General features: G+C 73.0%; 25 protein-coding genes. 11 read left to right on the top strand and 14 right to left on the bottom strand.

Annotated features, from left to right (window positions below; all coding sequences use genetic code 11):
* Positions 1-3 precede the first annotated feature (3 nt).
* Together BIU97_RS09625 and BIU97_RS09630 are read right to left on the bottom strand one after the other, a co-directional pair.
* The gene (locus BIU97_RS09625) at positions 4-1449 is read right to left on the bottom strand and encodes a phytoene desaturase family protein (RefSeq protein ID WP_071297517.1); all 1446 of its coding nucleotides are present in this window, start codon (positions 1447-1449) and stop codon (positions 4-6) included.
* A 38-nt stretch (positions 1450-1487) separates the two neighbouring features.
* The gene (locus tag BIU97_RS09630) at positions 1488-2159 is read right to left on the bottom strand and encodes a hypothetical protein (protein WP_071297518.1); all 672 of its coding nucleotides are present in this window, start codon (positions 2157-2159) and stop codon (positions 1488-1490) included.
* A 104-nt stretch (positions 2160-2263) separates the two neighbouring features.
* On the opposite strand from BIU97_RS09630, the gene BIU97_RS09635 reads away from it, so the two are divergent.
* Positions 2264-2539, top strand: a complete 276-nt coding sequence (locus BIU97_RS09635) for a hypothetical protein (protein WP_071297716.1) — start codon at positions 2264-2266, stop codon at positions 2537-2539.
* A 31-nt stretch (positions 2540-2570) separates the two neighbouring features.
* On the opposite strand, the gene BIU97_RS09640 is transcribed toward BIU97_RS09635, so the two are convergent.
* Positions 2571-3098 (bottom strand): GNAT family N-acetyltransferase, encoded by a 528-nt coding sequence (locus BIU97_RS09640; protein WP_071297519.1) that lies wholly within the window; start codon positions 3096-3098, stop codon positions 2571-2573.
* A gap of 61 nt (positions 3099-3159) precedes the next feature.
* Between BIU97_RS09640 and BIU97_RS18070 the strand changes: the two genes are divergently transcribed.
* A complete protein-coding gene (locus BIU97_RS18070; protein ID WP_071259168.1) occupies positions 3160-3789 on the top strand; it encodes a TetR/AcrR family transcriptional regulator in 630 nt (209 codons plus the stop codon).
* A 90-nt stretch (positions 3790-3879) separates the two neighbouring features.
* Here BIU97_RS18070 and BIU97_RS09650 read toward each other — a convergent pair whose 3' ends face one another.
* From BIU97_RS09650 to BIU97_RS09675, 6 genes are all read right to left on the bottom strand, one after another.
* Positions 3880-4881 carry a glycine betaine ABC transporter substrate-binding protein gene (locus BIU97_RS09650; protein ID WP_071297520.1) on the bottom strand — a complete coding sequence of 334 codons (1002 nt, stop codon included), beginning with the start codon at positions 4879-4881 and terminating at the stop codon, positions 3880-3882.
* A complete protein-coding gene (locus BIU97_RS09655) occupies positions 4878-5639 on the bottom strand; it encodes an ABC transporter permease (protein ID WP_071297521.1) in 762 nt (253 codons plus the stop codon). Before BIU97_RS09655 ends, BIU97_RS09650 begins: the two co-directional genes overlap by 4 nt.
* Complete coding sequence (locus BIU97_RS09660) at positions 5636-6913, bottom strand: ATP-binding cassette domain-containing protein (RefSeq protein ID WP_071259150.1); 1278 nt, start codon at positions 6911-6913, stop codon at positions 5636-5638. The genes BIU97_RS09655 and BIU97_RS09660 overlap by 4 nt, the downstream gene beginning before the upstream one ends.
* On the bottom strand, positions 6900-7547 hold the full coding sequence (locus tag BIU97_RS09665; protein WP_071259146.1) for an ABC transporter permease: 648 nt from the start codon (positions 7545-7547) through the stop codon (positions 6900-6902). Before BIU97_RS09665 ends, BIU97_RS09660 begins: the two co-directional genes overlap by 14 nt.
* A gap of 208 nt (positions 7548-7755) precedes the next feature.
* The gene (locus BIU97_RS09670) at positions 7756-8448 is read right to left on the bottom strand and encodes a DinB family protein (RefSeq protein WP_083404750.1); all 693 of its coding nucleotides are present in this window, start codon (positions 8446-8448) and stop codon (positions 7756-7758) included.
* On the bottom strand, positions 8445-9056 hold the full coding sequence (locus tag BIU97_RS09675; protein WP_071297522.1) for a DUF6197 family protein: 612 nt from the start codon (positions 9054-9056) through the stop codon (positions 8445-8447). The genes BIU97_RS09670 and BIU97_RS09675 overlap by 4 nt, the downstream gene beginning before the upstream one ends.
* Positions 9057-9281: 225 nt before the next feature.
* On the opposite strand from BIU97_RS09675, the gene BIU97_RS09680 reads away from it, so the two are divergent.
* Positions 9282-9725 carry a hypothetical protein gene (locus BIU97_RS09680; RefSeq protein WP_071297523.1) on the top strand — a complete coding sequence of 148 codons (444 nt, stop codon included), beginning with the start codon at positions 9282-9284 and terminating at the stop codon, positions 9723-9725.
* Between the two features lie 60 nt (positions 9726-9785).
* Here the strand turns inward: BIU97_RS09680 and BIU97_RS09685 are convergent, their stop codons facing one another.
* Both BIU97_RS09685 and BIU97_RS09690 read right to left on the bottom strand, forming a co-directional pair.
* Positions 9786-10943, bottom strand: coding sequence for a GAF domain-containing protein (locus BIU97_RS09685; RefSeq protein WP_071297524.1), 1158 nt, complete (start codon positions 10941-10943; stop codon positions 9786-9788).
* A complete protein-coding gene (locus BIU97_RS09690) occupies positions 10940-11716 on the bottom strand; it encodes a ThuA domain-containing protein (protein WP_175472431.1) in 777 nt (258 codons plus the stop codon). Before BIU97_RS09690 ends, BIU97_RS09685 begins: the two co-directional genes overlap by 4 nt.
* A 152-nt stretch (positions 11717-11868) precedes the next feature.
* Here BIU97_RS09690 and BIU97_RS09695 point away from each other — a divergent pair, with 152 nt between their 5' ends.
* Entirely contained in the window at positions 11869-13293 is a 1425-nt protein-coding gene (locus BIU97_RS09695) for a DUF4832 domain-containing protein (protein ID WP_071297525.1), read from the top strand.
* A 38-nt stretch (positions 13294-13331) separates the two neighbouring features.
* Positions 13332-13784, top strand: coding sequence for a DUF3817 domain-containing protein (locus BIU97_RS09700; RefSeq protein ID WP_071259128.1), 453 nt, complete (start codon positions 13332-13334; stop codon positions 13782-13784).
* A 158-nt stretch (positions 13785-13942) separates the two neighbouring features.
* Here the strand turns inward: BIU97_RS09700 and BIU97_RS09705 are convergent, their stop codons facing one another.
* Complete coding sequence (locus BIU97_RS09705) at positions 13943-16153, bottom strand: NADP-dependent isocitrate dehydrogenase (protein ID WP_071297526.1); 2211 nt, start codon at positions 16151-16153, stop codon at positions 13943-13945.
* A gap of 149 nt (positions 16154-16302) precedes the next feature.
* On the opposite strand from BIU97_RS09705, the gene BIU97_RS09710 reads away from it, so the two are divergent.
* A complete protein-coding gene (locus BIU97_RS09710; protein ID WP_071297527.1) occupies positions 16303-17994 on the top strand; it encodes a cation:proton antiporter in 1692 nt (563 codons plus the stop codon).
* A gap of 42 nt (positions 17995-18036) precedes the next feature.
* Here BIU97_RS09710 and BIU97_RS09715 read toward each other — a convergent pair whose 3' ends face one another.
* Complete coding sequence (locus tag BIU97_RS09715; protein WP_071297528.1) at positions 18037-18531, bottom strand: hypothetical protein; 495 nt, start codon at positions 18529-18531, stop codon at positions 18037-18039.
* Between the two features lie 183 nt (positions 18532-18714).
* Between BIU97_RS09715 and BIU97_RS09720 the strand changes: the two genes are divergently transcribed.
* The 5 genes from BIU97_RS09720 (at position 18715) to BIU97_RS09740 (ending at position 23580) form a co-directional block, all read left to right on the top strand.
* Positions 18715-19746 carry a M23 family metallopeptidase gene (locus tag BIU97_RS09720; protein WP_071297529.1) on the top strand — a complete coding sequence of 344 codons (1032 nt, stop codon included), beginning with the start codon at positions 18715-18717 and terminating at the stop codon, positions 19744-19746.
* 171 nt (positions 19747-19917) lie between these two features.
* Positions 19918-21192 carry a hemolysin family protein gene (locus BIU97_RS09725; protein ID WP_071297530.1) on the top strand — a complete coding sequence of 425 codons (1275 nt, stop codon included), beginning with the start codon at positions 19918-19920 and terminating at the stop codon, positions 21190-21192.
* A gap of 83 nt (positions 21193-21275) precedes the next feature.
* The gene (locus tag BIU97_RS09730; RefSeq protein WP_071297531.1) at positions 21276-22181 is read left to right on the top strand and encodes a helix-turn-helix transcriptional regulator; all 906 of its coding nucleotides are present in this window, start codon (positions 21276-21278) and stop codon (positions 22179-22181) included.
* A 19-nt stretch (positions 22182-22200) separates the two neighbouring features.
* On the top strand, positions 22201-22917 hold the full coding sequence (locus BIU97_RS09735) for an SAM-dependent methyltransferase (protein ID WP_071297532.1): 717 nt from the start codon (positions 22201-22203) through the stop codon (positions 22915-22917).
* 180 nt (positions 22918-23097) lie between these two features.
* Positions 23098-23580 (top strand): FBP domain-containing protein, encoded by a 483-nt coding sequence (locus tag BIU97_RS09740; protein WP_071297533.1) that lies wholly within the window; start codon positions 23098-23100, stop codon positions 23578-23580.
* A gap of 162 nt (positions 23581-23742) precedes the next feature.
* Here BIU97_RS09740 and BIU97_RS09745 read toward each other — a convergent pair whose 3' ends face one another.
* Positions 23743-24729, bottom strand: a complete 987-nt coding sequence (locus BIU97_RS09745) for an aldo/keto reductase (RefSeq protein ID WP_071297534.1) — start codon at positions 24727-24729, stop codon at positions 23743-23745.
* Between the last annotated feature and the right edge of the window lies 1 nt (position 24730).

The following is a 24730-nucleotide window of genomic DNA, read 5'->3' on the forward strand; positions in this document are numbered from 1 at the left end:
TGATCAGCCTTCCGGGGTGAGGTCGACGTCGGCCGGCAGCCCGAAGGTGTGCCGGAGGGCGCTCTTGGCGGCGTGCCAGCCGGCCATGCCGTGCACGCCGGGGCCGGGGGCGGAGGCCTCCGAGCACAGGTACATGCCGCCGCCCATCCGCCACGGGTCGCTGGACAGGACCGGCCGCTTGACGAGCTGCCAGAAGCTCGCGGCCCCGGCGGCGATGTCGCCGCCGACGTAGTTCGGGTTGTACTCGCCCATCTGCACCGCGGTGCGGGCGCTCGACGACAGGATCGTGTCGCGGAACCCCGGGGCGAAGCGCTCGATCTGCCGCGTGACCACCTCGGTCGGGTCGACGTCGGACCCGGCCGGGACGTGCGCGTAGGCCCAGAAGACGTGCTTCCCCCTCGGGGCGCGGCTCGGGTCGACGACGGTCGGTTCCGCACCGAGCACGTACGGACGCTCGGCGTGCCGTCCGTGCGCAACCGCGTGCTCGGCGGCGGCGATCTCCTGGCGGGTGCCGCCGATGTGCACGGTGCCGGCACGGCGCAGGTCCTCGTTCGTCCACGGCACGGCGTCGGACAGCGCGAAGTCGACCTTCGCCGCCGCGTTCCCGAACCGGAAGCGACGCAGCGCCCCGCGCTTCGGCGTCGGGATCTGCTTGCCCGCGATCCGGAGCATGCCCGGCACGCTCGTGTCGAACAGCACCGCCTTCGCCGGGGTCAGGTCGCCGAGCGTCCGGACCTCGTGCCCGGTGACGATGCGGCCGCCGTGCGCGACGAGGTCCGCGGCGAGCGCGTCGACGATCGCCTGGCTGCCGCCGATCGGCACCGGCCAGCCGCGGGCGTGCGCGTACGAGCCGAGCGACAGTGCCGCGGCCGCGGTGGACAGCGACGGCAGGTGCTGGATCGAGTGCGCCGCGACGCCGGAGACCATCGCGGGCGCCGCGTCCCCGCGGAACCGCACGTTCCAGGCGGCGGTGCCCTGCTCGAGCGCCCGGAGCCCGAATCGCGCGACGGTGAGCGGGTGGCGGGGCACGTGCAGGAGCGCGTCGGTCGCGAAGTCGGCGACCTGGTCGGCGTTCCGGGCGAGCGGCCCCATCAGGTGCCGGAAGGCTGCGCCGTCGACGCCGAGCCCGTCCGCCGTGCGGTCGAGGTCCCGGTACGCGATCCCCGCGCGGCCGCCGTCGAGCGGGTGGCCGTACTGCACCTCGGGCAGGCGGAGCTCGATGCGGTCCTCCATCCGGAACAGCCGGAAGAACTCGGACTGCAGCGCCATCGGGTGCACGGCGGAGCAGACGTCGTGCAGGAACCCGGGCAGCGTGAGCTCCGCCGTGCGGGCGCCGCCGCCGATCGTGTCGTTCCGCTCCACGACCTCGACCGACAACCCGGCGCGCGCCAGGGTCACCGCCGCCGCGAGTCCGTTCGGTCCTGCCCCGACGACCACCGCATCAACCATGGTCCGAGCCTAGGACCCGGCGCGGCACGTGGTGCGGTTCAGGGTCGCGCGACGTCCGCGTCGGCGGGGTCCGAGCCGTCCTCGTCGCCGTCGGCGTCGTCGGGCTCGTCCACGTCGACCGGCGTGCCCGGGCCGATCGGGTGCTCGGCGACGAGCGCGGCGAAGTCCTCGTCGAGCATCTGCTGCAACCGGTCGTCGCGACCGATCTCGTAGTCGTCCGCCGGGCGCTGGGCCCAGCCGAGCCGCCCGACCACCGTGGTGCCGATGTCGTCCCAGGCACGGGCGCGCGCGGCGAGGACGATGCCGTCGACGAAGTGCTGGTCGTCGCGACGCCGGTCGAGCATCGTCGCGAGCTGTTCGTAGGTCGCCTCGCGCGTGCGGAGCTTCAGGTCGTCGCCCCGGCGGTAGTCGTGCTGGTGCCGCGACCGGCCCTTCGTCTTGCTCGACGTCTGTCGGATCGCGCGCATGCGGGCGGCGTCGCCGCGCTGTTCCTCGGCCATCCGGTGGAGCTCCTCGCGCGCGGCCTCGGCGATGAGCGCGTGGTCGAAGTAGCCCTGGTCGCGCAGGGCGTTGGTGATGATGCGGTTCCCGACGGCGATCGTGACGGCGGCCTTCGCGATGAGGAAGCCCTCGTCGACGGCCCGCTTCAGCTCGACCTGGCTGACGGGTCGATCGCGCACGTCGTGGTTGCGTCGTCCGAACAAGGCCATGCTCCGACGATACCGGCGGAAGACGTCCGTCCGTCCGAGGGAGGACCCGGGGTCACGCCGTGGACGGACGACGCCCGGGTGCGGCCGCTCGTAGCGTGGACGGCATGGTCACCTCCACGCAGTCCCTCCGCACCGGCCTCGGCACCGCGAGCCTCGTCCTCGGGATCTGCTCGCTGCTGGCGGGCTGGACCTTCGTCGCCCCCGTGGTCGGGCTCTGCCTCGGCATCGCGTCGCGCGGCCGCGAGCCGTACGCCCGCGGTCGCGCCGGTTGGGGCATCCTGCTCAACCTCGTCGCACTGGCCGTCTGGGTCTTGGTGGGCGTGTTCCTCGTGGCGGGCGGGGCCGTCGCCGCCTGGCACGGCCTGACCCAGGGCCGCTGACGACCGGTCGCACCACGGCGCCGCACCCCGTTCAGAGGAGCAGGCCGTGCACGGCGACGTCGACCCGCTCCGGGCCGAGCGGCAGTGCGCCGCGCAGGGTCCCCTCGTGGGTGAAGCCGAGCCGCACCGCCAGCCCCCGGCTCCGCGCGTTGCCGACGGCCGTGCGGATCTCGAGCCGGGCGACCCCCCGGACCCGCGCGACGTCGACCAGGACGGTCGCGGCGCGGCGCACGAGTCCCCGGCCCTCGGCGGCGGCGTCGACCCAGTAGCCGAGGGATGCCTGCCCGAGGTACGGGTCGAACGCCAGGGAGGCCGCACCGACGATGCGGTCGTCCTGTCGGATGACGCACGGCAGCGCCCGGTCCATCGCGAACTGCGCGAGCAGCTGTTCGGTCTGCAGGGCGGAGCGCTCGCGGGTCTGCGGCCCCCACGCCCAGGGTTCGGCCGCCCGGAGCCGGTCCAGGTTCGCCAGCACGAGCTCCAGCACCGGGTCGACGGTCGTCAGGTCGCGCAGGGTCAGCGTGGCACCGCCACCCAGGTCCCGTCCGAAAGCCGTCACCGGTCCGACACTATGCACACCCCGCGGTCACCGTCGCGGGCGATCCCGTTACAGTCGGGCCATGCACGACTCCGCGTCCTCGTCCGAGCCGGGCCTGCGCGACCGCAAGCGGCGGGCGACCCGCCGCCGCATCGCCGAGGCCGCGCGGTCCCTCGCGCTCGAGCAGGACGTCGACCGGACCACCATCGAGCAGATCGCCGCGCGGGCGGACGTCTCGCCGCGCACGTTCTTCAACTACTTCGAGAGCAAGGAGGACGCGGTCCTCGGGCACACCGAGCTCGACCTGACGCCCGAGACGCTCGACGCGCACCTGACGGCGGTGGCGGGGGAGCCCGCCGCGCTGGCCGTCGTCGACCTGGCGTTCCTGGTCTTCGGCGACTCGTTCGGCGACGAGCACGAGCGGACCGCCCGCAAGGAGGTCATCGTGCGCTTCCCCCAGCTCATGCGCCGCCAGGTCACCCGGATGACGACGGTCGCCGAGGCGATGACCGGTGCGGTGCGCACGGTCCTCGAGCGGGACCCGGCCTGGGGGCCCGAGGCGGCGACCCCGCAGGCGGCGGAGATGCTCCTCGGCATGTGCATGACGGGCCTGCGGAGCTCCGCCCGGCACGAGGGTTCCGACCCGGACGACGTCCGGGCCGCGGTGGTCGCGTCGATCCGCGACACGGCTGCCCGGATCGCGGCCGGCTGACGCGACCACCGGACGGACGGGAGGCCCGTGGCGGCGCCGCAACGTGCCTCCCGTCCGCTCACGATGCGCGCGCGCGACGCGCTGCGAGGGTCAGGGCTTCGCGATGAAGCCCTCGTCGACCATCCAGTCGAAGGCGACGTCGGCCGGCTCGCGCCCCTCGACGTCGACCTGGCGGTTGAGCTCCTGGAGCACCGTGTCGGTGAGCTTCGGCGAGATCTGGTCGTAGATCCCCTCGAGCTGCGGGTACTCCTGCAGCGTCTCGGAGTCGATGACGGGTGCGACGTTGTACGCCGGGAAGAACCCCTCGTCGTCCTCGAGCACCGTCAGGCCGAGCGACTTGATGCGGCCGTCGGTGGTGAAGACCTCGCCGAAGTTGCACTTGCCGCGGTCGGTCGCGGTGTAGACCGTGCCGGTGTCGAGGATGCTGACGTTGCTGCTCGGGATCCCGTCGTCGCCCGAGCCACCGAGCTCCAGGCCGTACTTCTCGAGCATCGGCTTGAAGCCGTCGGCACGCGAGTTGAACTCCGACTCGACGCAGAACGTCCGCTGGTCGACCGGCAGCTCGGTGATGTCGGAGAGCGTCTCGATGTTCCCGAGCTCCTCGACGGCCTCGTCGCGCACCGCGAACGCGTACGTGTTGTTCATCGGTGCGGGCTCGAGCCAGGTCAGCCCGTTGCCGGCGTCCTCGTCCTTGACCGCCGTCCACTGCTCGGTCTTGTCCGGGATCCCCTCGGCGTGGCCCATGAAGGTCAGCCAGGCGGTGCCGGTGTACTCGTACGTGAAGTCGGCGGCGTGCGACGTCATCAGCTCGCGGACCGCGACGCTGCCCGGCACGTTCGTCTCGTCGGTGACGTCGAACCCGGCGGCCTTCGCGGCGAGCACGGCGATCTTGCCGAGCACGAGCTGCTCGGTGAAGTTCTTCGACGTGACCGTGAGGTGGGCGCCCTCGGGCAGGTCGTCGATGCGCTCGATGGACCCAGGGTCCGCCGCGGGCACGAACGACGTCGCGGGCTGGAGTCCGCAGCCGGTGAGGACGAGCGCGGTGGTCCCGGCGAGCAGGACGGCGGCACCGCGACGGGTACGGCGGTTCATCGGAGGCCCTTCGGTCGTGCGACGGTCTCGACCACGCGGCCGAGCCAGTCGATGGACAGTGCGAGGAGCGCCACGAGCAGCGCACCGGAGACGAGCACCTTCGGCAGGAACAGCGTCACGCCGGTGGTGATGAGGAGGCCGAGGCCGCCCGCTCCGACGAACGTCGCCAGGCTCGCGGTCCCGACGAGCAGGACGAGCGCGGTGCGGATGCCGGAGAGCATGACGGGCACGGCGAGCGGCAGCTCGACCTTCACGAGCACGCTGAACGCGCTCATGCCCATGCCCCGCCCGGCCTCGACGAGCCGCGCGTCGACGCTCTGCACGCCGATCATGGTGTTCCGCAGCACCGGCAGGATCGCGTACACGACGAGCGCCACGACGACGGACCACGAGTTCAGGCCGAGCCAGGCGGCGAGCAGCACGATGAGGCCGACGGCCGGCGCGGCCTGGCCGAAGTTCGCGACCGCGATGACCGCCGGGCTGATCCGGCGGAGCGGACCGCGGGTCAGCACGATCCCGAGCGGGATCCCGATGACGAGGACCAGGACGGTCGCCTGCAGCGTCAGCACGAGGTGCTGGCCGGTCAGGTCGAGGATGCTCGCCGGGTTGAGCGTGCCGCGCTCGGTCGCCGTGAGGTCGGCCGTGTTGAGCCAGACAACGAAGGCGGCGAGCACGACGAGGATCGCGATCGGCTGGCCGAGCAGACCCTTCCAGGACGTGCTCGACCCGGTCGCGGGGCCGGCGGCGACTGCGCTCACAGGTCTTCCCCGGAGGCGGCCACCGTCGGCACGGGCGGCGTCGACGGCAGGGTCTGGATCGGGTTCGTGTTCGTGCCGACCGGCGCGTACTGCTGGTGCTCGGCAGCCTCGGCGCGGGAGCGCGTGATGGCGTCCATGACGACCTCGACGGTGATCACGCCGCGGAACGCCTCGCCCCGGCCGGTGACCAGGGCGGCGCCGGCGCTCGAGACGAGCATGGTGTCGAGGGCGTCGTTGAGCGTCGAGGCCTCGCCGACGATCGGCAGGTCGGGGTCGATGCCCTCGGGGATGCGTTCGAGGCGCTCGAGCTGGCGGCGCGACGGCCACCCGATCGGACGCTGACGGCGGTCGAGCACGACGGCGTGCCCGTGGCCACCGGCCTCCTGCATGCGCTGCAGGACCGCCTTCGCCTCCTCCCCGGGCGAGCAGGTCACGGCGGGGACGACCTCGACGTCGCGCACGCGGTTCAGCGTCAGCTGCTTGAGCCCGGCGCCGGAACCGATGAAGTTCTCGACGAACTCGTTCGCCGGCTCGGCCAGGATCCGCTCCGGGGTGTCGTACTGCACGATGTGCGCGCCCTCGGTGAAGATGACGATCCAGTCGCCGAGCTTCACGGCCTCGTCGAAGTCGTGGCTGACGATGACGATCGTCTTGTGCAGCTCCTCCTGGATGCGGAGCAGCTCGTCCTGCAGTCGCTGGCGGGTGATCGGGTCGACCGCGCCGAAGGGCTCGTCCATGAGCAGGACGGGCGGGTCGGCGGCGAGCGCCCGGGCCACGCCGACGCGCTGCTGCTGGCCGCCGGAGAGCTCGCGCGGGTAGCGGTCGCGGTACGTGTCCGGGTCGAGCGAGACGAGGTCGAGGAGCTCGTCGACGCGCGCGGCGATCTTCTCCTTCGACCAGCCGAGCATCTTCGGCACGATCGCGATGTTCGCCGCGACCGTCATGTGCGGGAAGAGGCCGCCGGCCTGGATGACGTAGCCCATGCGGCGACGGAGTTCGTCGCCGTCGATGCCGGTGACGTCGTCGTCGCCGACGACGATGCGCCCCTCGGTCGGCTCGATGAGCCGGTTGATCATCTTGAGGGTCGTCGTCTTGCCGCAGCCGGAGGGGCCGACGAGCATGACGATCTTGCCGGCCGGGATCTCGAGCGTGATGCCGTCGACCGCGGGCTTCTGCTGGCCCGGGTAGCGCTTCGTGACCTCGTCGAGCAGGATGCTCCGGCCGGTGACGTCGCCGTCGGGTGCGGTGGTGGTGGCGTGGTCAGTGCTGGACACGGATACCTCTCGAGATGGTCAGGCGGCCGAGGCCGATGAGGAGCAGGTCGAGGACGAAGGCGATCAGGACGACGCCGACCACCCCGACGACCACGGAGTACAGGGCGTTCGCACCGCCGAGGCGCGAGAGTCCGGAGAAGATGAAGCCGCCGAGCCCGGGGCCGAGCGCGTAGGCGGCGATCGCGGCGATGCCCATCACCATCTGCGCGGACACACGGACGCCGCTGAGGATGATCGGCCACGCCATCGGCAGTTCGACCTGCACGAGCGTGCGGAACCGGCTCATGCCGATCCCCCGCGCCGACTCGACGACCGTCGGCGGGATCTCGGCGAGCCCGACGACCGCGTTGCGCAGGATCGGCAGGGCGGCGAAGAACACCACGGTGACGACCGACGGCAGGACGCCGAAGCCGAGCGGCACGATGAGCAGACCGATGACGGCGAACGACGGCAGGGTCAGTCCGATGGCCGACACCCCGTTCGCGATCCCGGTCAGCCGGGGGCTGCGGTAGACGAGTGTGGCGAGCACCACGGCGATGACCGTGGCGAGCACCGTGCACTGGGCCACCAGTGAGAAGTGCTGCCACGATGCGAACCAGATCTGGCTCCATCGCTCCACGACGTACTGGAACACGGGTGGGTGCTCCCCTTCCGGTCGGCCGAACTGCCCACGGATCGGGGCACGAACCCGGCCGAGGCTACGCAGCAGAGCAGGCGCTTGTACAACCGGGATCGGCGGATCCGCGCGGATCCTGCACGATCACCCAGACAGGAAGCCCCGGTCAGGAGGGGTGGGTCGGCGCCACCCTGGGAGAACGGTAACGATCGTGAGGCGGCGTCGGCTACGCGTGCAACCCGCGGAGGCCGGCGCGCTCGGCGATGTCGGCGAGGTGCTCGCGCCAGGCGGCCCACTCCTCGGTGGTCTTCTCGGCCAGGTTGCCGTCGCCGTCACCGGCCAGGCCGTCGAGCATCTCGCGCACGATGTCCGCGTGCCCCGCGTGCCGGGCGGTCTCGTACGCCATGTGCACGAGGATCCGGTGCAGCGTGACCTCGCGGTGCTCCTCGGGCCACCACGGGACCGTGCCGCGGGCGTCGAGGTCGAGCGCGTCGATGGTCGCGTCGGCGTGCGCGGCGCTGCGGTGGTGGAAGGCGACGACGTCGTCGAGGGTCTCGTCGGCTGCGGCGTACATGTCGGACCCGTCCTCGGCGTCGAGCCACGCAGGGGCGTCCGGCAGCGGCCGCCCGAAGACCGCACCGAAGTACCCGGCCTGCACCCCCGCGACGTGCTTCACCAGGCCGAGCACGTTCGTGCCGGTCGGCGTCACCGGCCACCGCGCCTGCCGCTCGGCCAGGCCGTCGAGCTTCGCGAGCAGGGCGGCGCGGTGCTTCTGCAGGTAGCGGTGCAGCGTCTGCTTGACGGCCGCGGCGTCGGGGTGCGGCGTCGAGCCCTCGTCGGACAGCACCGCGTTGCCGCTCGACGCCGGACCGCCGGCCGTGGCGGGGTGGACCTCGGGGACGGCGTCGGCGCTGCTCATGCCCTCGATCGTGCCACCTGTCCGTCGCGCAGGCGCGTCGACTCCTGCACGGCCACGCGTTCCGCGGTGAGCAGGAGCCCCGCCACGTCGGTCGAGGTCCGCGTGGACGCGTCGTTCCAGCTCGTCAGGTCCCGCACGCGGCCCATCCGGACGTCGGGTGCCGGGCACCACAGCACCGGGGTGCCCTCGTCCGCCGCGAGCGCGTGCCAGACGAGGTCGAGCGCGTGCTGCACCCGCGGGGAGTGCACGGCGTGCGGCCCGCCGGCGGCCGACACGACGGCCCCGACCAGGCAGGCGCCCACGAGCGGACGGCCCTGCACGTCGAGCGCGGCGGCGCTGGTCGCGGTGCGGGTCCGGCCGCGCTCGTCGACGTAGGTGAACCAGGCGTGCTGGATCCAGCCGCGCTCGACGACGCCACGTGCCTCGGAGAGCAGGTGGCCGAGCTCGCCGAGTTCGCGGATGCGGTCGTCGACCCGGCGGGCGCGTGCCGCGGCACGGCGGTCGCCCCAGCGGTCGAGGACACCGCGGAGACCGGTGCGGGCGGGTCGGGTGGGGGCGGGAGAGGCGTCGGTGGCGACGTCGTGCTGGACGCGGAACTCGAGGGTCATGATGGCCCCTCCGATCGGCTGTGCACGGATGGTGAGGAGACGATAGCCCCGCGGGGAGCCAGCCGTCCAGCACTTCGTCCTTGCCCGTCTCCCGCGAACTGGGGCCGGTGCGGGGCCGCGGTCCCTGCGTATCCTCGAGGGAGCGGTGACGCGGGTGTGACCCTGGGGGGACCCGCGTCGCTGGGCGCTCGGGACGCGTTCGGCCTGGTGCCCTACGGTTCCCGCATGGACGGATGGCGGAACCCCGCACGCTGGGCCCGGACCGGGCGGTGGCTGCTGCTGCCGATCGCGGTGCTCGACTGGGTCGCGCTCGCCCCGCAGACGGTCGTCGTGCTCGCGTTCCTGCTCGCCGTCGTCGGGATCGCCGGGATGGCGGCCGCACTCGTCGTCGCCCTGCTCCGGCGGGGCCGCGGCGCGACGGCCGCGGTCGGTGTCGTGATGCTGCTCGGCGGTCTCGTCGTGTTCGGGCTCGACCCGTTCCCGGGGTCGTTCCCGCTCGTCGACCCGTGGTGGCCCGAGGCGATCACCCAGCCGCAGCGCGTCGGCAGCGCCTACTGGCAGCTCGCCGGGCTCGGCGTCTGGTTGTCCGGGCTGGCCGCGCTCGCGACGCTGCTCGTGGTCTCGCTGACGGGTGCCCCGCGCGGGCGGGAGCTCCCGCCGCGCCGCTGACCGCACCGCGACGGGAGCAGTACCGCCCCGACGGCATCGGCGCCGGCGCCGGCATCGGCATCAGCGCCGGGTGAGGACCACGAGCGTGACGTCGTGCGCCGGTTCACCGGCGGGCAGCAGGGTCCGGACGTGGTCGACGACCGCGGCACCGTCCGGCGCGGACCGGACGAGGTCGGCGAGGGCGTCCAGGTGGCCGATGCCGTCGAGTGCGAGGACGCCCGGCGTGCAGATCGCGAGCCGGTCGCCGGGACCGAGGTCGAGCGCCCCGGACGAGCGCGGGACGGCGTCGGGCTGCAGGCCCATCGGCAGGTCGAGCGAGTGCAGCGCCCGGCTGCTGCCGTCGGCCCGGACGAGCACCGCGAGTCCGTGCCCGGCGTCGGCGAAGTCGGCGTGACCCGACGTCGTGTCGAGCCGCAGGTGGAAGAGCGAGCCGACGGCGCCGCCGGTCGACAGGTCGGAGGTGACCTGCGCCTCCAGTCCGGCGACCGCGTCGGGCAGGGCGGTGTCCGTGCGGGCGACCACGGCGCCGCGCACCGCGGCCGCGAGCAGCCCGGCGGCGCGCCCCGGAGCGGACACGCGGCCGACCGTGACGTGCAGGACGTCCTCGGCGACGAGGCGCCAGTCGGCGACGTCGCCGCCGCCGTCCTCGCGCTGCGCCACCAGCGTGGCCAGGTCGTGGCCGGGCACGACGACCGGCTCCGGCACGAGCCCGTCGAGCACCCGGCGCACCCGGCCGCGGTCGATCGCCTGGCCGAGCTCGCGTTCCGCCCACCGGGCGAGGTCGCCGAGCAGGGCGAGGTCCTCGTCGGAGAACGTCCGCGGGGCCGCGTCCATGATGCAGAGGGTGCCGACCCGGGTGCCGTCGAGCATGGACAGGGGCGCGCCCGCGTAGAAGCGGATGCCCTCGTCCGTGACGGCGGGCATGTGGCGGAACCGCTCGTCGAGGACGGTGTCCGGCACGACGAGCGGTTCGGGCGTGAGCACCGTCGTCGCGCAGAACACCCACTCGGCCGGGACGCTCTGCCCCTGGTTCCAGCCCTGGGTGGACTGCGCGGTGACGAGTCCGTCGTGCACCAGGTTGAGGAAGCTCAGCGGCACGCCGAAGGCCTCCTGCGTCATCCGCGTGATCCGGTCGAAGCGTTCCTCCGGGCCGCTGCCGAGGACGCCGAGCGCCTCGACGACGGCGGCTCGGCGCGCTGCGGACTCCAGGTCGGTCATGCCCCCTGTCTACCCGCACCGTCCGTCAGGAACCAGTCCCGCGGGTGGGGGTCGGCGGTGAGTTCGCGTCGCCCGGACACGGGGGCGGCCCACCGTGCGGCGTTCGACAGCACCCGACGGATGTCCGGGTGGTGGTACACCGGGTACTCCTGGTCGCCGGGCGAGAAGTAGAACACCCGGCCGAGGCCGCGTCGGTACGCGACGCCCGAACGGAAGACCTCGCCGCCGGCGAAGGTCGACAGGAAGACCTCCTCGTCGGGACGGGGGACGTCGAAGTACTCGCCGTACATCTCCTGGCGGTCGATGACGATCGGGTGCGGGACGCCCGCGGCGATCGGGTGCTCGGGCGCGATCGTCCAGACGAGCTCGCGCTCGCCGTCGTTGCGCCACTTCAGCGAGCAGGTCGTGCCCATCAGGCGCTTGAACGGCTTGGAGTAGTGGCCGGAGTGCAGCACGACGAGGCCCATGCCCGCGTGCACGGCGTCGACGACCAGGTCGACCACGGCGTCGCTCACCTCGTCGTGGGCGGCGTGCCCCCACCAGAACAGCACGTCGGTGGCGGCGAGGCGCTCGGCGGTGATGCCGTGGTCGGGTTCCTGCAGGGTCGCGGTCGAGACGTCGGCGTCCGGCAGGTGCTCGCGCAGGCCGTCGGCGACGACGGTGTGGATGCCGTGCGGGTAGTGCTCGACGACCGTCGCGTCACCGCGGGTCTCGTGCACGTTCTCGTTCCAGACGACGATGTGCAGGTCACGGGGCTCGGTCGGCGTCGACATGCCCGCCACGCTACTGGACACCGTCGTCCACGGTCCGGTGATCGACCCTGGCGTTTCCTGATCGTTTCGCCTACCTTGTGATCACGAACGCGCAGAGCGGCGGTGCCAGGGGCGCCGGACGACCGCCCGCGCCGAGGACAGGGGTCCGCTCGATGCTGCACCGCACGATCCTCACCGTCGCCGCCGCGACCGTGATCGCTCTCGCCGTCCCGACCACCGCGGCGGCCTCGCCCGGTGGTCACCCGTCCACCTCGACCGTGCGGTACACGGCGAGCGACGCGGTCATCGCGAACCCCTCCCGCGGGTTCGACCACACCACCGAGACCCACTACCGCGCCGACGGCACCGGGTACACGCCGCTCGACGCGACCACCCTGGCCGGGTACCGCGACGAGGGCGTGACGCAGATCGTCCGCGTCTTCTACATGGAGGCCTTCGTCGACCAGTGGCACCTCAGCCGCGCCTGGCTCCGGCTCGTGCAGCACGACTACGACACCGCCCGCGACGCCGGCATCGGGGTCATCACCCGCTTCGCCTACGTGCAGGGCGGCGACTACCCGTACACGGCGCCGTACGGCGACGCCGACCTGCCGACCGTGCTCGCCCACATCGAGCAGCTCACCCCGACGCTCCGCCGGAACACCGACGTCATCCCGACCCTGCAGCAGGGCTTCATCGGTCTCTGGGGCGAGGGCTACTACACCGACCACTTCGCCAGCGACCCGGCGAACCCGGGCGTCCTGACCGAGGCGGACAAGACCGCGCGTCGCCAGGTGGTCCGCGCCGAACTCCGGGCGCTGCCGTCCTCGCGTTCGATCCAGGTCCGCACGATGCAGATGAAGCAGGACGCCCTGCGCACGCCGTCCGGCACCGCCGGGGCGCTCACCCCCGCGCAGGCGCACGACGGGTCGGCAGCGGCACGGATCGGGCACCACAACGACTGCTTCCTGGCGTCCCCCGACGACTTCGGCACGTTCCTGAGCGACCCGCTGTCGCTCGACCAGGACTACCTGGCCGCCGAGTCGCGGTACGTCCCCGTCGGCGGGGAGACCTGCGCCGTGAACGCCCCGCGCTCGGAGTACCCGTCGGCCTCGGCCGAGATGGCCCGGTACCACTACAGCTACCTCAACCTCGACTACAACCGGGACGTCCTCGCCACCTGGGGCGCCGAGGGCGTGCGGGACGCCGCGAAGAAGCTCGGCTACCGGTTCACGATGACCTCGAGCACCGTCACGTCCGGGCGCTCCGCCGCGGTGTCCGTCACCCTGCGGAACGACGGCTGGGCGGCGCCGTACAACACCCGTCCGGTCGACCTCGTCCTGACGGACGGCCGCCGCGCCGTGACCGTGCCGACCCGCGCCGACGCCCGCGACTGGCAGCCCGGGCGGTCCGTGACCGTCTCCGCGTCGCTGCGCGGGGTCCCGCGGGGCACCTGGCACGTCGCGCTGGCCCTGCCGGCACCCGAACGGACGATCGCCGACGACCCGGCGTTCGCCATCCGCACCGCGAACGTCGGCACGTGGGACGCCCGCACCGGTGTGAACCGGCTCGGGCAGACGGTCACCGTCCGGCGCTGACGCCGGTTCCCCAGGCGGGGTGCGGAACGATGACGGGCATGACGCCTCGATCCCTGTTCCGCGCCCTCGCCGTCGCGGAACTCGTGACCTGGACCATGCTGCTCGTGGGCATGCTCATGAAGTACGCGCTCGGACTCGGTGACCTGCCCGTCCGCATCGGCGGGAGCGTGCACGGGTTCGTCTTCCTGGCCTACCTCGTCGTGACGACGGTGGTCGCGGTGAACCAGCGCTGGTCGGTCGGCACCCTCGTGCTCGGCTGGGCGAGCGCCGTCGTGCCGTACGCGACCGTCCCGTTCGAGGTCGCGGTCGCCCGGCGCGGCATGCTCGAGGGGCCCTGGCGCCGCTCGCCCGACGCGCGGTCGGGGGCCTGGGACCGCCTGCTGTTCGTCGTGGTGCGGCACCCGTGGCTCGCCGCCGGCGTCGGCGTCGTCGCGGTCGCCCTGGTCTTCGCGGTGCTGCTCGCCGTCGGGCCGCCGGTCCCGCGCGGCTGACGCGCGCGGCGGCGCAGCGCCGCCGAGTGAGCAGAAGACGACGGGTCCGCGGACGGGACCCGACGTCTTCTGCTCACTCGATGTGGTGGTCGCGACCACGGACAGAAAGGAGGCCCGGTGCCAGCTGGCACCGGGCCTCCCGTCCGTCGTCGGCGCGGCTACAGGGCCGCGAGGGTCGCGTTCAACGTGGCGGACGGGCGCATGACCGCGCTCGTCTTGGCGTCGTCAGGACGGTAGTAACCACCGATGTCGGCCGGGTGGCCCTGCACCGACACGAGCTCCTCGACGATGGTGTGCTCCTGCTCGCCGAGCTCCGCCGCGATCGCAGCGAAGGACGCCGCCAGGTCGGTGTCCTGGGTCTGCGCCGCGAGCTCCTCGGCCCAGTACTTCGCCAGGTAGAAGTGGCTGCCGCGGTTGTCGATCGAGCCGAGCTTGCGACCCGGGGACTTGTCCTGCTCGAGGAAGGTCCCGGTGGCTCGGTCGAGGGTCTCGCCGAGGATCTTCGCCCGCTCGTTGCCGGTCACACCGGCGAGGTGCTCGAGGCTCACCGCGAGTGCGAGGAACTCGCCGAGGCTGTCCCAGCGCAGGTAGTCCTGCTGCACGAGCTGCTGCACGTGCTTCGGGGCCGACCCGCCGGCACCGGTCTCGAACAGGCCTCCGCCGCCGAGCAGCGGGACCACGGAGAGCATCTTCGCCGAGGTGCCGAGCTCCATGATCGGGAACAGGTCGGTCAGGTAGTCGCGCAGGACGTTGCCGGTGACCGAGATGGTGTCCTCGCCGCGGCGGATGCGCTCGAGCGAGAAGCGCATGGCGTCCTCGGGGGAGAGCACCTCGATCTGCAGGCCCTCGGTGTCGTGCTCGCCGAGGTACCGGTGCACGAGCTCGATGAGCGCGGCGTCGTGCGAGCGGGAGCGGTCGAGCCAGAACACCGCGGGGACCCCCGTGGCGCGGGCACGGGTGACCGCGAGCTTCACCCAGTCGCGGATCGCGACGTCCTTGGTCTGGCAGGCGCGCCAGATGTCGCCCTGCTCGACCCGGTGCTCGATGACGACGTCGCCCGCCTGGTTCGTCACGCGCACGGTGCCGTCGCCGGGCACCTCGAAGGTCTTGTCGTGCGAGCCGTACTCCTCGGCCTTCTGCGCCATGAGGCCGACGTTCGGCACGGAGCCCATCGTCGCCGGGTCGAAGGCGCCGTTCGCGCGGCAGTCGTCGAGGACCGCCTGGTAGATGCCGGCGTAGCTCGAGTCGGGGATGACGGCGAGGGTGTCGTGCTCGTCGCCGTCCGGACCCCACATGTGACCCGAGGTGCGGATCATCGCGGGCATCGAGGCGTCCACGATGACGTCGCTCGGGACGTGCAGGTTCGTGATGCCCTTGTCCGAGTCGACCATGGCGAGCTCGGGGCCCGCGGCGATGCCGTCGGAGAAGGCCTTCGCGATCTCGGCGCCGTTCGGCAGCGCGTCGAGGCCGGCCAGGATCGAGCCGAGGCCGTCGTTCGGGGTGAGCCCGGCGGCCGCGAGGTCGGCGCCGTGGCGGTCGAACACGTCGGGGAAGAAGGCGCGGATCACGTGGCCGAAGATGATCGGGTCGGAGACCTTCATCATCGTGGCCTTGAGGTGCACCGAGAACAGGATGCCCTCGTCCTGCGCGCGCTGGATCTGGCGGCGGAGGAACTGCTCGAGCGCGCCGACGTGCAGCACGGTGCCGTCGACGACCTCACCCGCGAGCACCGGGATCGACTGCTTGAGCACCTGCTCGGAGCCGTCCTCGGCGACGAAGGTGATCGTCAGGGCGTCGTCGGCGGGGGCGACCCAGGTCTTCTCGTTCGAGCGGAAGTCGTCGGCGCCCATCGTGGCGACGTTCGTCTTCGAGTCGTGCGACCACGCACCCATGCGGTGCGGGTGCTTGCGGGCGTAGTTCTTCACGGACAGCGGCGCCCGGCGGTCGGAGTTGCCCTCGCGCAGGACCGGGTTGACGGCGCTGCCCTTCACGCTGTCGTAGCGGGTGCGGACGTCGCGCTCGGCGTCGGTGCCGGGTTCGTCCGGGTAGTCCGGCAGGTCGTAGCCCTGGGACTGCAGCTCCTTGATCGCCGCCTTGAGCTGCGGGATGGACGCCGAGATGTTCGGCAGCTTGATGATGTTCGCCTCGGGGGTCCTCGCGAGCTCGCCGAGCTCGGCGAGGGCGTCGTCCACGCGCTGCTCGTCGGTGAGCCGCTCGGGGAACTGGGCGATGATCCGGCCGGCGAGCGAGATGTCGCGCGTCTCGACCTCGACCCCGGCGGTGCCGGCGAAGGCCTTGATGACCGGGAGGAAGGAGTGGGTGGCGAGGAACGGCGCCTCGTCCGTGAGGGTGTAGATGATCTTGGCCATGCTGGCGGGTACTCCCTTGTTCGACCGTCGGTACGTCCACGGTACTCGTGGCGCAGGATGTCTCGACATCAAGATACATGGGGGTGCTCTGCGCCGCCCCGACACGTTCCCACCGCCCCCGACGGCCGGTGGGGTGCCACCCTGGAACGGTGACCGAACTCCTCGCCGTGGGCGTCATCGCCCTCATCGCCATCGCGGGCGCCGCCGTGCTCGGGCCCCGGATCGGCGTGGCCGCCCCGCTCGTGCTCGTCGCCGTCGGGATCGTCGCGAGCCTGCTGCCGTGGGTGCCGGACGCGACGATCGAGCCGGAGTGGATCCTGGCCGGGTTGCTCCCACCGCTGCTGTACTCGTCGGCCGTGTCCATGCCGTCGATGAACTTCCGCCGCGAGTTCGGCGCGATCAGCGGTCTGTCGGTGGTGCTCGTGGTCGCGAGCAGCCTCGTGCTCGGGCTCTTCTTCGCCTGGGTGGTGCCGGACCTCGGGTTCTGGTGGGGCATCGCCCTCGGCGCGATCGTCAGCCCGACCGACGCCGTCGCGACCTCGATCGTCAAGCAGACCTCGATCTCACGGCGGGCGATCTCGATCCTCGACGGGGAGTCGCTGCTCAACGACGCCACGGCGCTCGTGCTCCTGCGCACGGCGATCGTCGCCGCGGGAACCACGTTCTCGTTCTGGGGCGCGCTCGGCGACTTCGCGAAGGCCGTCGCCGTCGCCGTCGTCATCGGCTGGTTCGTGGGCTGGCTGAACGTGTCCGTCCGCGCCCGGGTGCCGAGCGCCGCGGTGAACACGGCGTTGTCCTTCGCGGTGCCGTTCGTCGCGGCCGTGCCGACCGAGCACTTCGGCGGCTCCGGGCTCGTCGCCGCCGTCGTCGCCGGCCTGTTCACCGGGATCGTCGGACCGCGCCGGCTCCCGCCGGGCCACCGACTGTCGGACGCGCAGAACTGGCGGACCGTCGAGCTCGTGCTCGAGGGCGCGGTGTTCCTCACGATGGGGCTCGAGCTCGCGCGGATCCTGGGGGACGTGCAACGGGAGCACACCGGCATCGGTCCGGCGCTGCTCGTCGCGGTCGGCGCCCTCGTGCTCACCGTGCTCGTCCGGGCCGCGTACGTCGCCCCGCTCCTGTTCGCCCTGTCGAAGGGCGCCGCCCGCGGTGAGCGGATGCGGGACCGCTTCGCCGAGATGCACGCCGGCGACCGCGACGCGATGAGCGAGGTGATCCGCGAGCACCGCCCGGGCGGTCGCGTACCGTCGGAACGCGAGCTCGACCGGTTCTCGACCCGGATCCGCCGGACCCTGGCCGACATCGCGTACTACACGCAGGCGCCGCTCGGGTGGCGGGAGGGCACGGCCGTGGTGTGGGCGGGCATGCGCGGCGCGGTGACCGTCGCCGCGGCGCAGACGCTGCCGGAGGGCACCCCGCAGCGATCCCTGCTGGTCTTGGTGGCCTTCGCGGTCGCCCTGCTGTCGCTCGTGGTGCAGGGCGGCACGATCGGTCCGCTGCTCCGCCGGATCGCCGCGCCGGCGACGGACACCGACGCGAAGGACGCCGAGGAACGCCACCGGCTGCTCGAGCTCATGCGGGACGCGGCGACGCAGGTGCCCGCCGAGCGCGAACGGCCCCCGGCGACCGAGCAGGAGCTGCGCGCGGCCGATCCCGTCGAGCTCCGTGCGTGGATGGGCCGCGAGAAGGCCCGGCGCCTCGCGGTGCTCGAGGCGCAGCGCGCCGCGGTGCTCGACGCCCGTGACGACGGCACGTTCGACGCCGAGGTGCTCGAGTCGATGCTGCAGAACCTGGACGCCGAGCAGATCGCCCTGGAGCTGCGCGGCGGACCGGAGCACTGACGACCGACGGACCGGAGCGGAGTCCGCCGGCGGGACGCCGGGTCAGGTGCCGATCGAGATCCGGAAGACCCGCACCCCGGACGCGCGCAGGCCCGCGAGACCGAGCCGCATCCGTAGCCCGCGGAACGGTCGACCGAACCCGGACCACGCCGACGCGACGCCGATCTGGTGCAGCACCTCGGACGTCAGGGTGCGCTCGAGCTTCGGCGCGAGCCGGGTGAGCCCGGACACCGTCACCACGACGCGCACCGCGCCGGGAGCGAGGAGCGGGTCGATCGACTCGGCCGCCGCCTGCGCGCGGTGGAACGCCGGGTCGTCGCCCGGCCGTCGGATGGCGATCACGGCGAGCGTCGCGTCCCAGGTCTCGTCGGGGTCCGGCGGGTCGTCGACGCCGACCACCCGCATCCGTGCGGCGTCGATGCCCGCGCGCACCGCGGCGGCGCGCAGGACGGGCAGGAGTTCCTGGGTACCGGCGAGCACGACGTCGGCCGACGCCAGGTCGACCGGTGCGGGCCGCTCGTGCGGCGATCGGGCCATGGTGGGGGTCCTTCCGACGCTCCGTCCCGACGCTACCGATCGTCCCGCGCGAGGGGCCGCCGACCGCCCGACGGCCAGGCCCTTCCCAGGACGGCGGGTCAGCGGTGCGATTCGGTTCGGTAACGAGAAGATCACGAAAGTCTCTGTACAAAGCGACAGAGTCGTGCAGAATGGTGGGCGGCCATGACGACTGCACACGAACCCGACCAGCACCCGGCGACCCCGGTGGTGCACCTGTCCCGTCGTGCTGCACTCGAGGCGGAGCGCGCCGCGGCGCGGAAGCCCGAGCGTCGAGCAGCCCGCACGCCCCGCCCGGAGAAGCGCTCCGGACAGCGCGCCACGCAGCCGCCGGTCGCCGCGCCGCAGCCGGTCGCCGCGCAGCCGGCCGCCGTGCCGACCGGGCGTCGTGCGACGACCGCCCGCTCGACGACCGAGCACGTTGACCGCCGCATCACGCGCGTCGTCCGCCGTCCCTCCGTCACCGCGCCAGCCCCCGCACCCGCCCCGCGTCGCTCGCGGTCGGGTCGGGCCGGCCGCATCACGCTCACGAGCGCCGCCGCGGCCATCGCCCTGTTCGCCGCGTCCGCGATGCCCGCGCACGCCAGCGCCGGCACCTCGATGGCGACCTCGACCATCGCGCCGATGGTCCGCACGCAGGACTACGCCGTGACGCAGGCCGTCACCGCGTCCGGGTTGTCCCGCGACGGGTTCACCGTCGGCGGCGGCTCGACCCGCACGGCGAGCGGCCCGGGCTCGTCCGACGACGCAGTGTCGTACGGCGGCGCCGTCCGGTCGCCGTTCCCCGGTCCGGTGCAGATGAGCTCCGGCTTCGGGTACCGCGCGGCCCCGTGCGGCGCGTGCTCGTCGCTGCACCAGGGCCTCGACTTCACGCCGGGCATGGGCACGCCGATCGGCGCGGTCGCCGCCGGCACCGTCCGGGTCTCGGGCACGTACTTCTCGTACGGCAACGCCGTCGTCATCGACCACGTGATCGACGGCCGCCAGGTCTCGACGCTCTACGGGCACATGATCCCGGGATCGTCGCCGCTGCAGGTCGGCGACCAGGTCGAGGCAGGCGAGTTCATCGGGCTGGTCGGCTCGTCCGGCGTCTCGACCGGTGCACACCTGCACCTCGAGGTCCTCATGGACGGCATCACCCCGATCGACCCCGAAGCGTGGCTCGAGGCCCGCATCGGTCGTTCGCTCACCATCTGACGCCCTCCCGGAGGCCGCTCGGCGACACCGGCCCGCAGCACGGCCACACCGGATCCACAGCGTTCGCCGAGCACCGACGCGGTGCCGTCCCAGTCCACCTGTGCAGGATCACAGCATGGACGACTGTCACAGACCGCCCGCCCGATCCCGATCCGCCCGGACTGCCCGCTGATGGGCGCCGACACCTGGATCGCCTTCGGGCTCGTCATCCTCTTCGTGCTCGTCGGCGGGGTCTTCGCCGCGGCCGAGATCGCCCTCGTCTCGCTGCGCGAGTCGCAACTGCAGCAGCTCGAACGCCGGGGGTCCCGCGGCGCCCGGGTCGCCGCCCTCGGCCGTGACCCGAACCGGTTCCTGTCCGCCGTGCAGATCGGCGTGACGGTGGCCGGGTTCTTCTCCGCCGCCTACGGCGCCTCGTCGATCGCGCCGGACGTCGCCCCGCTGCTGCTCGGCACCGGACTCGACCGGGGAGCGGCCGAGGCGGTGGCCCTGGTGCTCATGACCCTCGTCATCGCGTACCTGTCGCTGGTGTTCGGCGAACTCGTGCCGAAGCGCCTCGCCCTGCAGCGCGCCGAGGGCTTCGCGATGGCCGTCGCCCCGACGCTCGAACGCTTCGCTGTGCTCATGCGGCCGGTCATCTGGATGCTCTCGACGTCGACCGACGCCGTCGTGCGCCTGCTCGGCGGCGACCCGCACGCCCGCAGCGAGTCGATGAGCACCGAGGAGCTCCGCGGCCTCGTCGACGACCACGACGCCATCGACGCGCAGGGCCGCCGGATCGCCCGCAGCGCGCTCGACGCCGGCGACCGGATCCTGCGCGAGTCGATGCGCCCCTGGTACGACGTGTCGACCATCGACGCGGGGCTGTCCGTCGCCGAGGCCACGGACCGGGCGATCGCGGCGGGGCACACCCGGTACCTCGTGACCTCGGGCGGACGCGACGAGGTCGACGGCTTCGTGCACCTCCGCGACCTGCTGCGCCCGGTCGACCCCGACGCCCCGGTGTCGACGCTCGTCCGTCCGGTGCTCGCCCTGCCCGAGACGAAGTCGCTGTCCGGCGCCATCGCGGACATGCGCACCGACGGGCACCAGATCGCCCTCGTCGTCGACGAGTACGGCGGCAGCGCCGGCATGGTCACCCTCGAGGCCCTGCTCGAGGACCTCGTCGGCCGCATCCGCGACGAGTGGGACGCCGTCGAGCACGACGGGTCCACCGCCGAGCGCGACGGTGTCGACGGTGCGACCGTCCTCGAGGACCTCGCCGCCGACGGCGGCCCGGTGCTGCCGGACGGCGACTACGAGACCGTCGGCGGGCTCGTCCAGGTGCACCTGGACCGCGTGCCCGCGGTCGGCGACGTCGTCCTCGTGGGTGGCCACCGGCTCGAGGTGACCGCCATGGACGGTCACCGCGTCGCGCGCGTGCGCATCGCGGCCGACGTCCCCGCCTGACGGACGGGAGGCCCGTGCCGGCCCCGCCACGGGCCTCCCGTCCGCCGCGCCCGCGGCACCGACGCGACACGTACGCTCGACGCATGGGTATCGACGTGCGCAACGAGATCCGCGACTTCCTGTCCTCGCGACGGGCCCGGCTCACGCCGGAGCAGGTCGGCATGCCGTCCTTCGGCGGTGGCGTCCGACGCGTCCCCGGGCTGCGGCGGCACGAGGTCGCGATGCTCGCGGGCGTGAGCGTCGACTACTACACGCGGCTCGAACGGGGCTCGCTGAAGGGCGTCTCGGAGAGCGTGCTCGAGGGGCTCGCGAGCGCACTGCAGCTCGACGAGGACGAACGGGTGCACCTCTGGGACCTCACCCGCCTGGCGAACGCTGGCGTGAAGGACATGCACCGCACCGTGCCGACCCGGGTGCGGCCGGGGGTGCAGCGCCTGCTCGACGCGATCACGGGCGCGCCGGCGTGGGTGCGCAACGAGCGCGGTGACGTCGTCGCCACGAACGAGCTCGGCCACGCCCTCTACGCGCCGATGTTCGCCGGCCCCGGACGCCCGGTGAACACCGCCCGCTTCACCTTCCTCGACCCGTCCGCCCGCGAGTTCTTCCCGGACTGGGCGCAGACCGCGCGGGACGCCGTCGCGGTCCTGCGCGCCGCCGCGGTGTCGAACCCCTGCGAGCCGGGGCTCATCACGCTCGTCGGCGAGCTCTCCACCCGCAGCGACGAGTTCCGCACCTGGTGGGCGGAGCACGACGTGCGGGTGCACCGCGGCGGCGGCAAGCGCATCGTGCACCCGATCGTCGGCGAGCTCCGTCTGACCTACGAGGCCCTCGACCTCGTCGCCGACCCCGGACTCGTGCTGTTCACGTACTCGGCGGAGCCGGGCAGCGAGTCCGAGCGCTCGCTGTCGCTCCTCGGCTCGTGGGCGGCGACCGAGCGGGCGGAGCGCTCCGCGGCCCTGCGGGCGTCGGAGACCGAGTCGGTCGACTGACCCCCACCGCGAGCGCCTCGTGACGACCCCACCGGACCGGTCCGCCACCGACGATCGACGCCGGTACCGTCGCACCGAACCGGTGTTCGCCCGAGCCGTGTCGAAGGCCCTCGGCGACATCGGCTCACTGCTCGAGCTGCGGTGGTCGCAGGGCGACGCTGCGCCCTCGTACGCGCCGACCGACCGTGGGATCGTCACGGTCGTCGACGCCGCCGCACACCTGCCGTCCGCCGACGGCGCGTTCGACGCCGCGCTCGCCACGGCGCCCCTGCCGGGACCGGTCGACCCGGGGGCCGTGCTCGCCGAGCTGCGCCGGGTGACCCGCGGGCCGATCGTGCTGTTCTGCGTCGACCGCGAGCGCGCGCAGGAGCACTGGCTCGCGGAGTACGCACCCGAGGTCGTCGCGGCCGCGGCCCGGCGCCACCCGACGCCGGCCGAGGTCGGCGATGCGCTCCCGGGCGACACGGTGACGGTCGTGCCGCTGCCGATCCCGTTCACGTGCGTCGACGGGTTCGCCGAGGCGTACTCCGCCCGACCCGAGCGGCTGCTCGACGCGGGCGTCCGGCACGCGGACCCGGCGTGGGCGCAGGTCGACGCGTTCACCGCGCGACGGTCGGTCGCGGCGCTCCGCTCCGCACTGGAGTCCGGTGAGTGGGACCGGCGCCACGGCGCGCTCCGGATCAGCCCGACGCACCGGGGGTCGCTCCTGCTCGTCACCGCGACCCCGACCGCTTGACACGTCGTCGTAGGCTGGACGCGTGAGCTTCCAGGAGGTGGTCGGCGCCCGTATCGCCGGCATCAGGGCGTGAGGCCCCCGGCCGTGCCCTCGGGCGCGGCCGACCTCGTCGTCCCCTGACCTCCTCCGCCCGGTGCGGTGTGCGTCCGCACGCCCCGGGTCCGCACGAAAGCCACGACCATGCTCCCCATCACGGAGAAGACCCTCCGCACGTCCTTCGTCAACGCCTCCCGCAAGGAGACGTCCGACATCACGCTGCCCGCCGAGTTCGCGACCACCGACTGGGACGCACTCGACTACCTCGGGTGGCGCGACCCGAAGATCGGACGGCGCGCGTACGCCGTCGTGCCGACGCTCGACGGCACGCTCGTCGGCATCCTGTTCCGGCAGGCCGAGGCCTCGTCCCGCGCACGCGCCCAGTGCTCGTGGTGCCAGGACGTGCAGCTGCCGAACGACGTCGTGTTCTACAGCGCGAAGCGCTCGGGGCCTGCCGGTCGGAACGGCAACACCGTCGGCACCCTGGTCTGCCAGGACTTCCAGTGCTCGCGCAACGTCCGGAAGCTGCCGCCGCCGGCGTACGAGGGCTTCGACGTCGAGGCGGCGCGGCTCCGGCGCATCGAGGACCTGCAGCTGCGCGCCGCGTCCTTCGCCGCCGAGGTTTGACCCGCGCACGGCTCGTTCCTTCACGCGCGATGTTCCGTCCCATCGCGCGTGGGATGGGAAGCGGATCCGCGCGTGGGAGGCCGGAAGATCCCGCCTCCCACGCGCGGAAGGCCCTCCGACGCGCGGAACGGCCTCCCACGCGCGGAACTGCAGCCGCCGGGGTCAGCGGCCGATGCTCGACATGTCCGGGTAGCGGTCGCCGGTCGGCACGGGCAGCGACGACAGGCGCGACAGCTGGTCGGAGGTGAGGGTCAGGTCGGCCGCGCCGACGTTCTCCTCGAGACGCGAGACCCGCTTCGTGCCGGGGATCGGGACGATGTCGTCGCCCTGGGCCAGCAGCCAGGCGAGGGACACCTGCGCCGGGGTGGCCCCGGCCTCGGTCGCGATCTCCTTGACCGCGTCGACGATGCTCATGTTCTGCTCGAACGCCTCCTGCTGGAAGCGGGGGTTCGCCAGGCGGAAGTCGTCGGAGTCCAGGTCGGACGGCTTCGTGATCGCACCGGTCAGGAAGCCGCGGCCGAGCGGCGAGTACGGCACGAGACCGATCCCGAGCTCGCGCAGGGTGTCGAGCACGTCGCCCTCGGGGTCGCGCGTCCACAGCGAGTACTCGCTCTGCAGGGCCGTGATCGGGTGGACGGCGTGGGCCTTGCGGATGGTCTCGGCTCCGGCCTCGGACAGCCCGATGTGCCGGATCTTGCCCTCCTGCACGAAGCCGGCGAGCTGGCCGACGACGTCCTCGATCGGGACGGCCGGGTCGACCCGGTGCTGGTAGTAGAGGTCGATGTGGTCGGTGCCGAGGCGGCGGAGCGAGCCCTCGAGCGCCTCGCGCACGGACTCGGGGGCGGAGCTGATGCCGCGACCGGTGGCGGGGGTCTCCTCGCCGGCGGTGTGCGTGATGAGGCCGAACTTCGTCGCGATCACGACGTCGTCGCGGCGGTCGGCGAGGGCCCGGCGGAGCAGGTCCTCGTTCGTGTAGGGGCCGTACGCCTCGGCCGTGTCGAACAGGGTGACGCCCAGGTCGATCGCGCGGTGGACGGTGCGGATCGACTCGTCGTCGTCGGTGCCAGCGCCCGTGTAGAAGGCGCTCATGCCCATGGTGCCGAGGCCGACGGGTCCGACCTCGAGGTCTGCGAGCTTGCGTGTCTGCATG

Source organism: Curtobacterium sp. MCBA15_009 (assembly GCF_001864895.1).
Classification (GTDB): domain Bacteria; phylum Actinomycetota; class Actinomycetes; order Actinomycetales; family Microbacteriaceae; genus Curtobacterium.

Coding starts and splice junctions, on each gene's coding strand:
- BIU97_RS09625 (WP_071297517.1), bottom strand. CDS start 1,449: ATGGTTGATGCGGTGGTCGTCGGGGCAGGACCGAACGGACTCGCGGCG.
- BIU97_RS09630 (WP_071297518.1), bottom strand. CDS start 2,159: ATGGCCTTGTTCGGACGACGCAACCACGACGTGCGCGATCGACCCGTC.
- BIU97_RS09635 (WP_071297716.1), top strand. CDS start 2,264: ATGGTCACCTCCACGCAGTCCCTCCGCACCGGCCTCGGCACCGCGAGC.
- BIU97_RS18070 (WP_071259168.1), top strand. CDS start 3,160: ATGCACGACTCCGCGTCCTCGTCCGAGCCGGGCCTGCGCGACCGCAAG.
- BIU97_RS09650 (WP_071297520.1), bottom strand. CDS start 4,881: ATGAACCGCCGTACCCGTCGCGGTGCCGCCGTCCTGCTCGCCGGGACC.
- BIU97_RS09670 (WP_083404750.1), bottom strand. CDS start 8,448: ATGAGCAGCGCCGACGCCGTCCCCGAGGTCCACCCCGCCACGGCCGGC.
- BIU97_RS09675 (WP_071297522.1), bottom strand. CDS start 9,056: ATGACCCTCGAGTTCCGCGTCCAGCACGACGTCGCCACCGACGCCTCT.
- BIU97_RS09680 (WP_071297523.1), top strand. CDS start 9,282: ATGGACGGATGGCGGAACCCCGCACGCTGGGCCCGGACCGGGCGGTGG.
- BIU97_RS09685 (WP_071297524.1), bottom strand. CDS start 10,943: ATGACCGACCTGGAGTCCGCAGCGCGCCGAGCCGCCGTCGTCGAGGCG.
- BIU97_RS09690 (WP_175472431.1), bottom strand. CDS start 11,716: ATGTCGACGCCGACCGAGCCCCGTGACCTGCACATCGTCGTCTGGAAC.
- BIU97_RS09695 (WP_071297525.1), top strand. CDS start 11,869: ATGCTGCACCGCACGATCCTCACCGTCGCCGCCGCGACCGTGATCGCT.
- BIU97_RS09700 (WP_071259128.1), top strand. CDS start 13,332: ATGACGCCTCGATCCCTGTTCCGCGCCCTCGCCGTCGCGGAACTCGTG.
- BIU97_RS09705 (WP_071297526.1), bottom strand. CDS start 16,153: ATGGCCAAGATCATCTACACCCTCACGGACGAGGCGCCGTTCCTCGCC.
- BIU97_RS09715 (WP_071297528.1), bottom strand. CDS start 18,531: ATGGCCCGATCGCCGCACGAGCGGCCCGCACCGGTCGACCTGGCGTCG.
- BIU97_RS09720 (WP_071297529.1), top strand. CDS start 18,715: ATGACGACTGCACACGAACCCGACCAGCACCCGGCGACCCCGGTGGTG.
- BIU97_RS09725 (WP_071297530.1), top strand. CDS start 19,918: ATGGGCGCCGACACCTGGATCGCCTTCGGGCTCGTCATCCTCTTCGTG.
- BIU97_RS09730 (WP_071297531.1), top strand. CDS start 21,276: ATGGGTATCGACGTGCGCAACGAGATCCGCGACTTCCTGTCCTCGCGA.
- BIU97_RS09740 (WP_071297533.1), top strand. CDS start 23,098: ATGCTCCCCATCACGGAGAAGACCCTCCGCACGTCCTTCGTCAACGCC.
- BIU97_RS09745 (WP_071297534.1), bottom strand. CDS start 24,729: ATGCAGACACGCAAGCTCGCAGACCTCGAGGTCGGACCCGTCGGCCTC.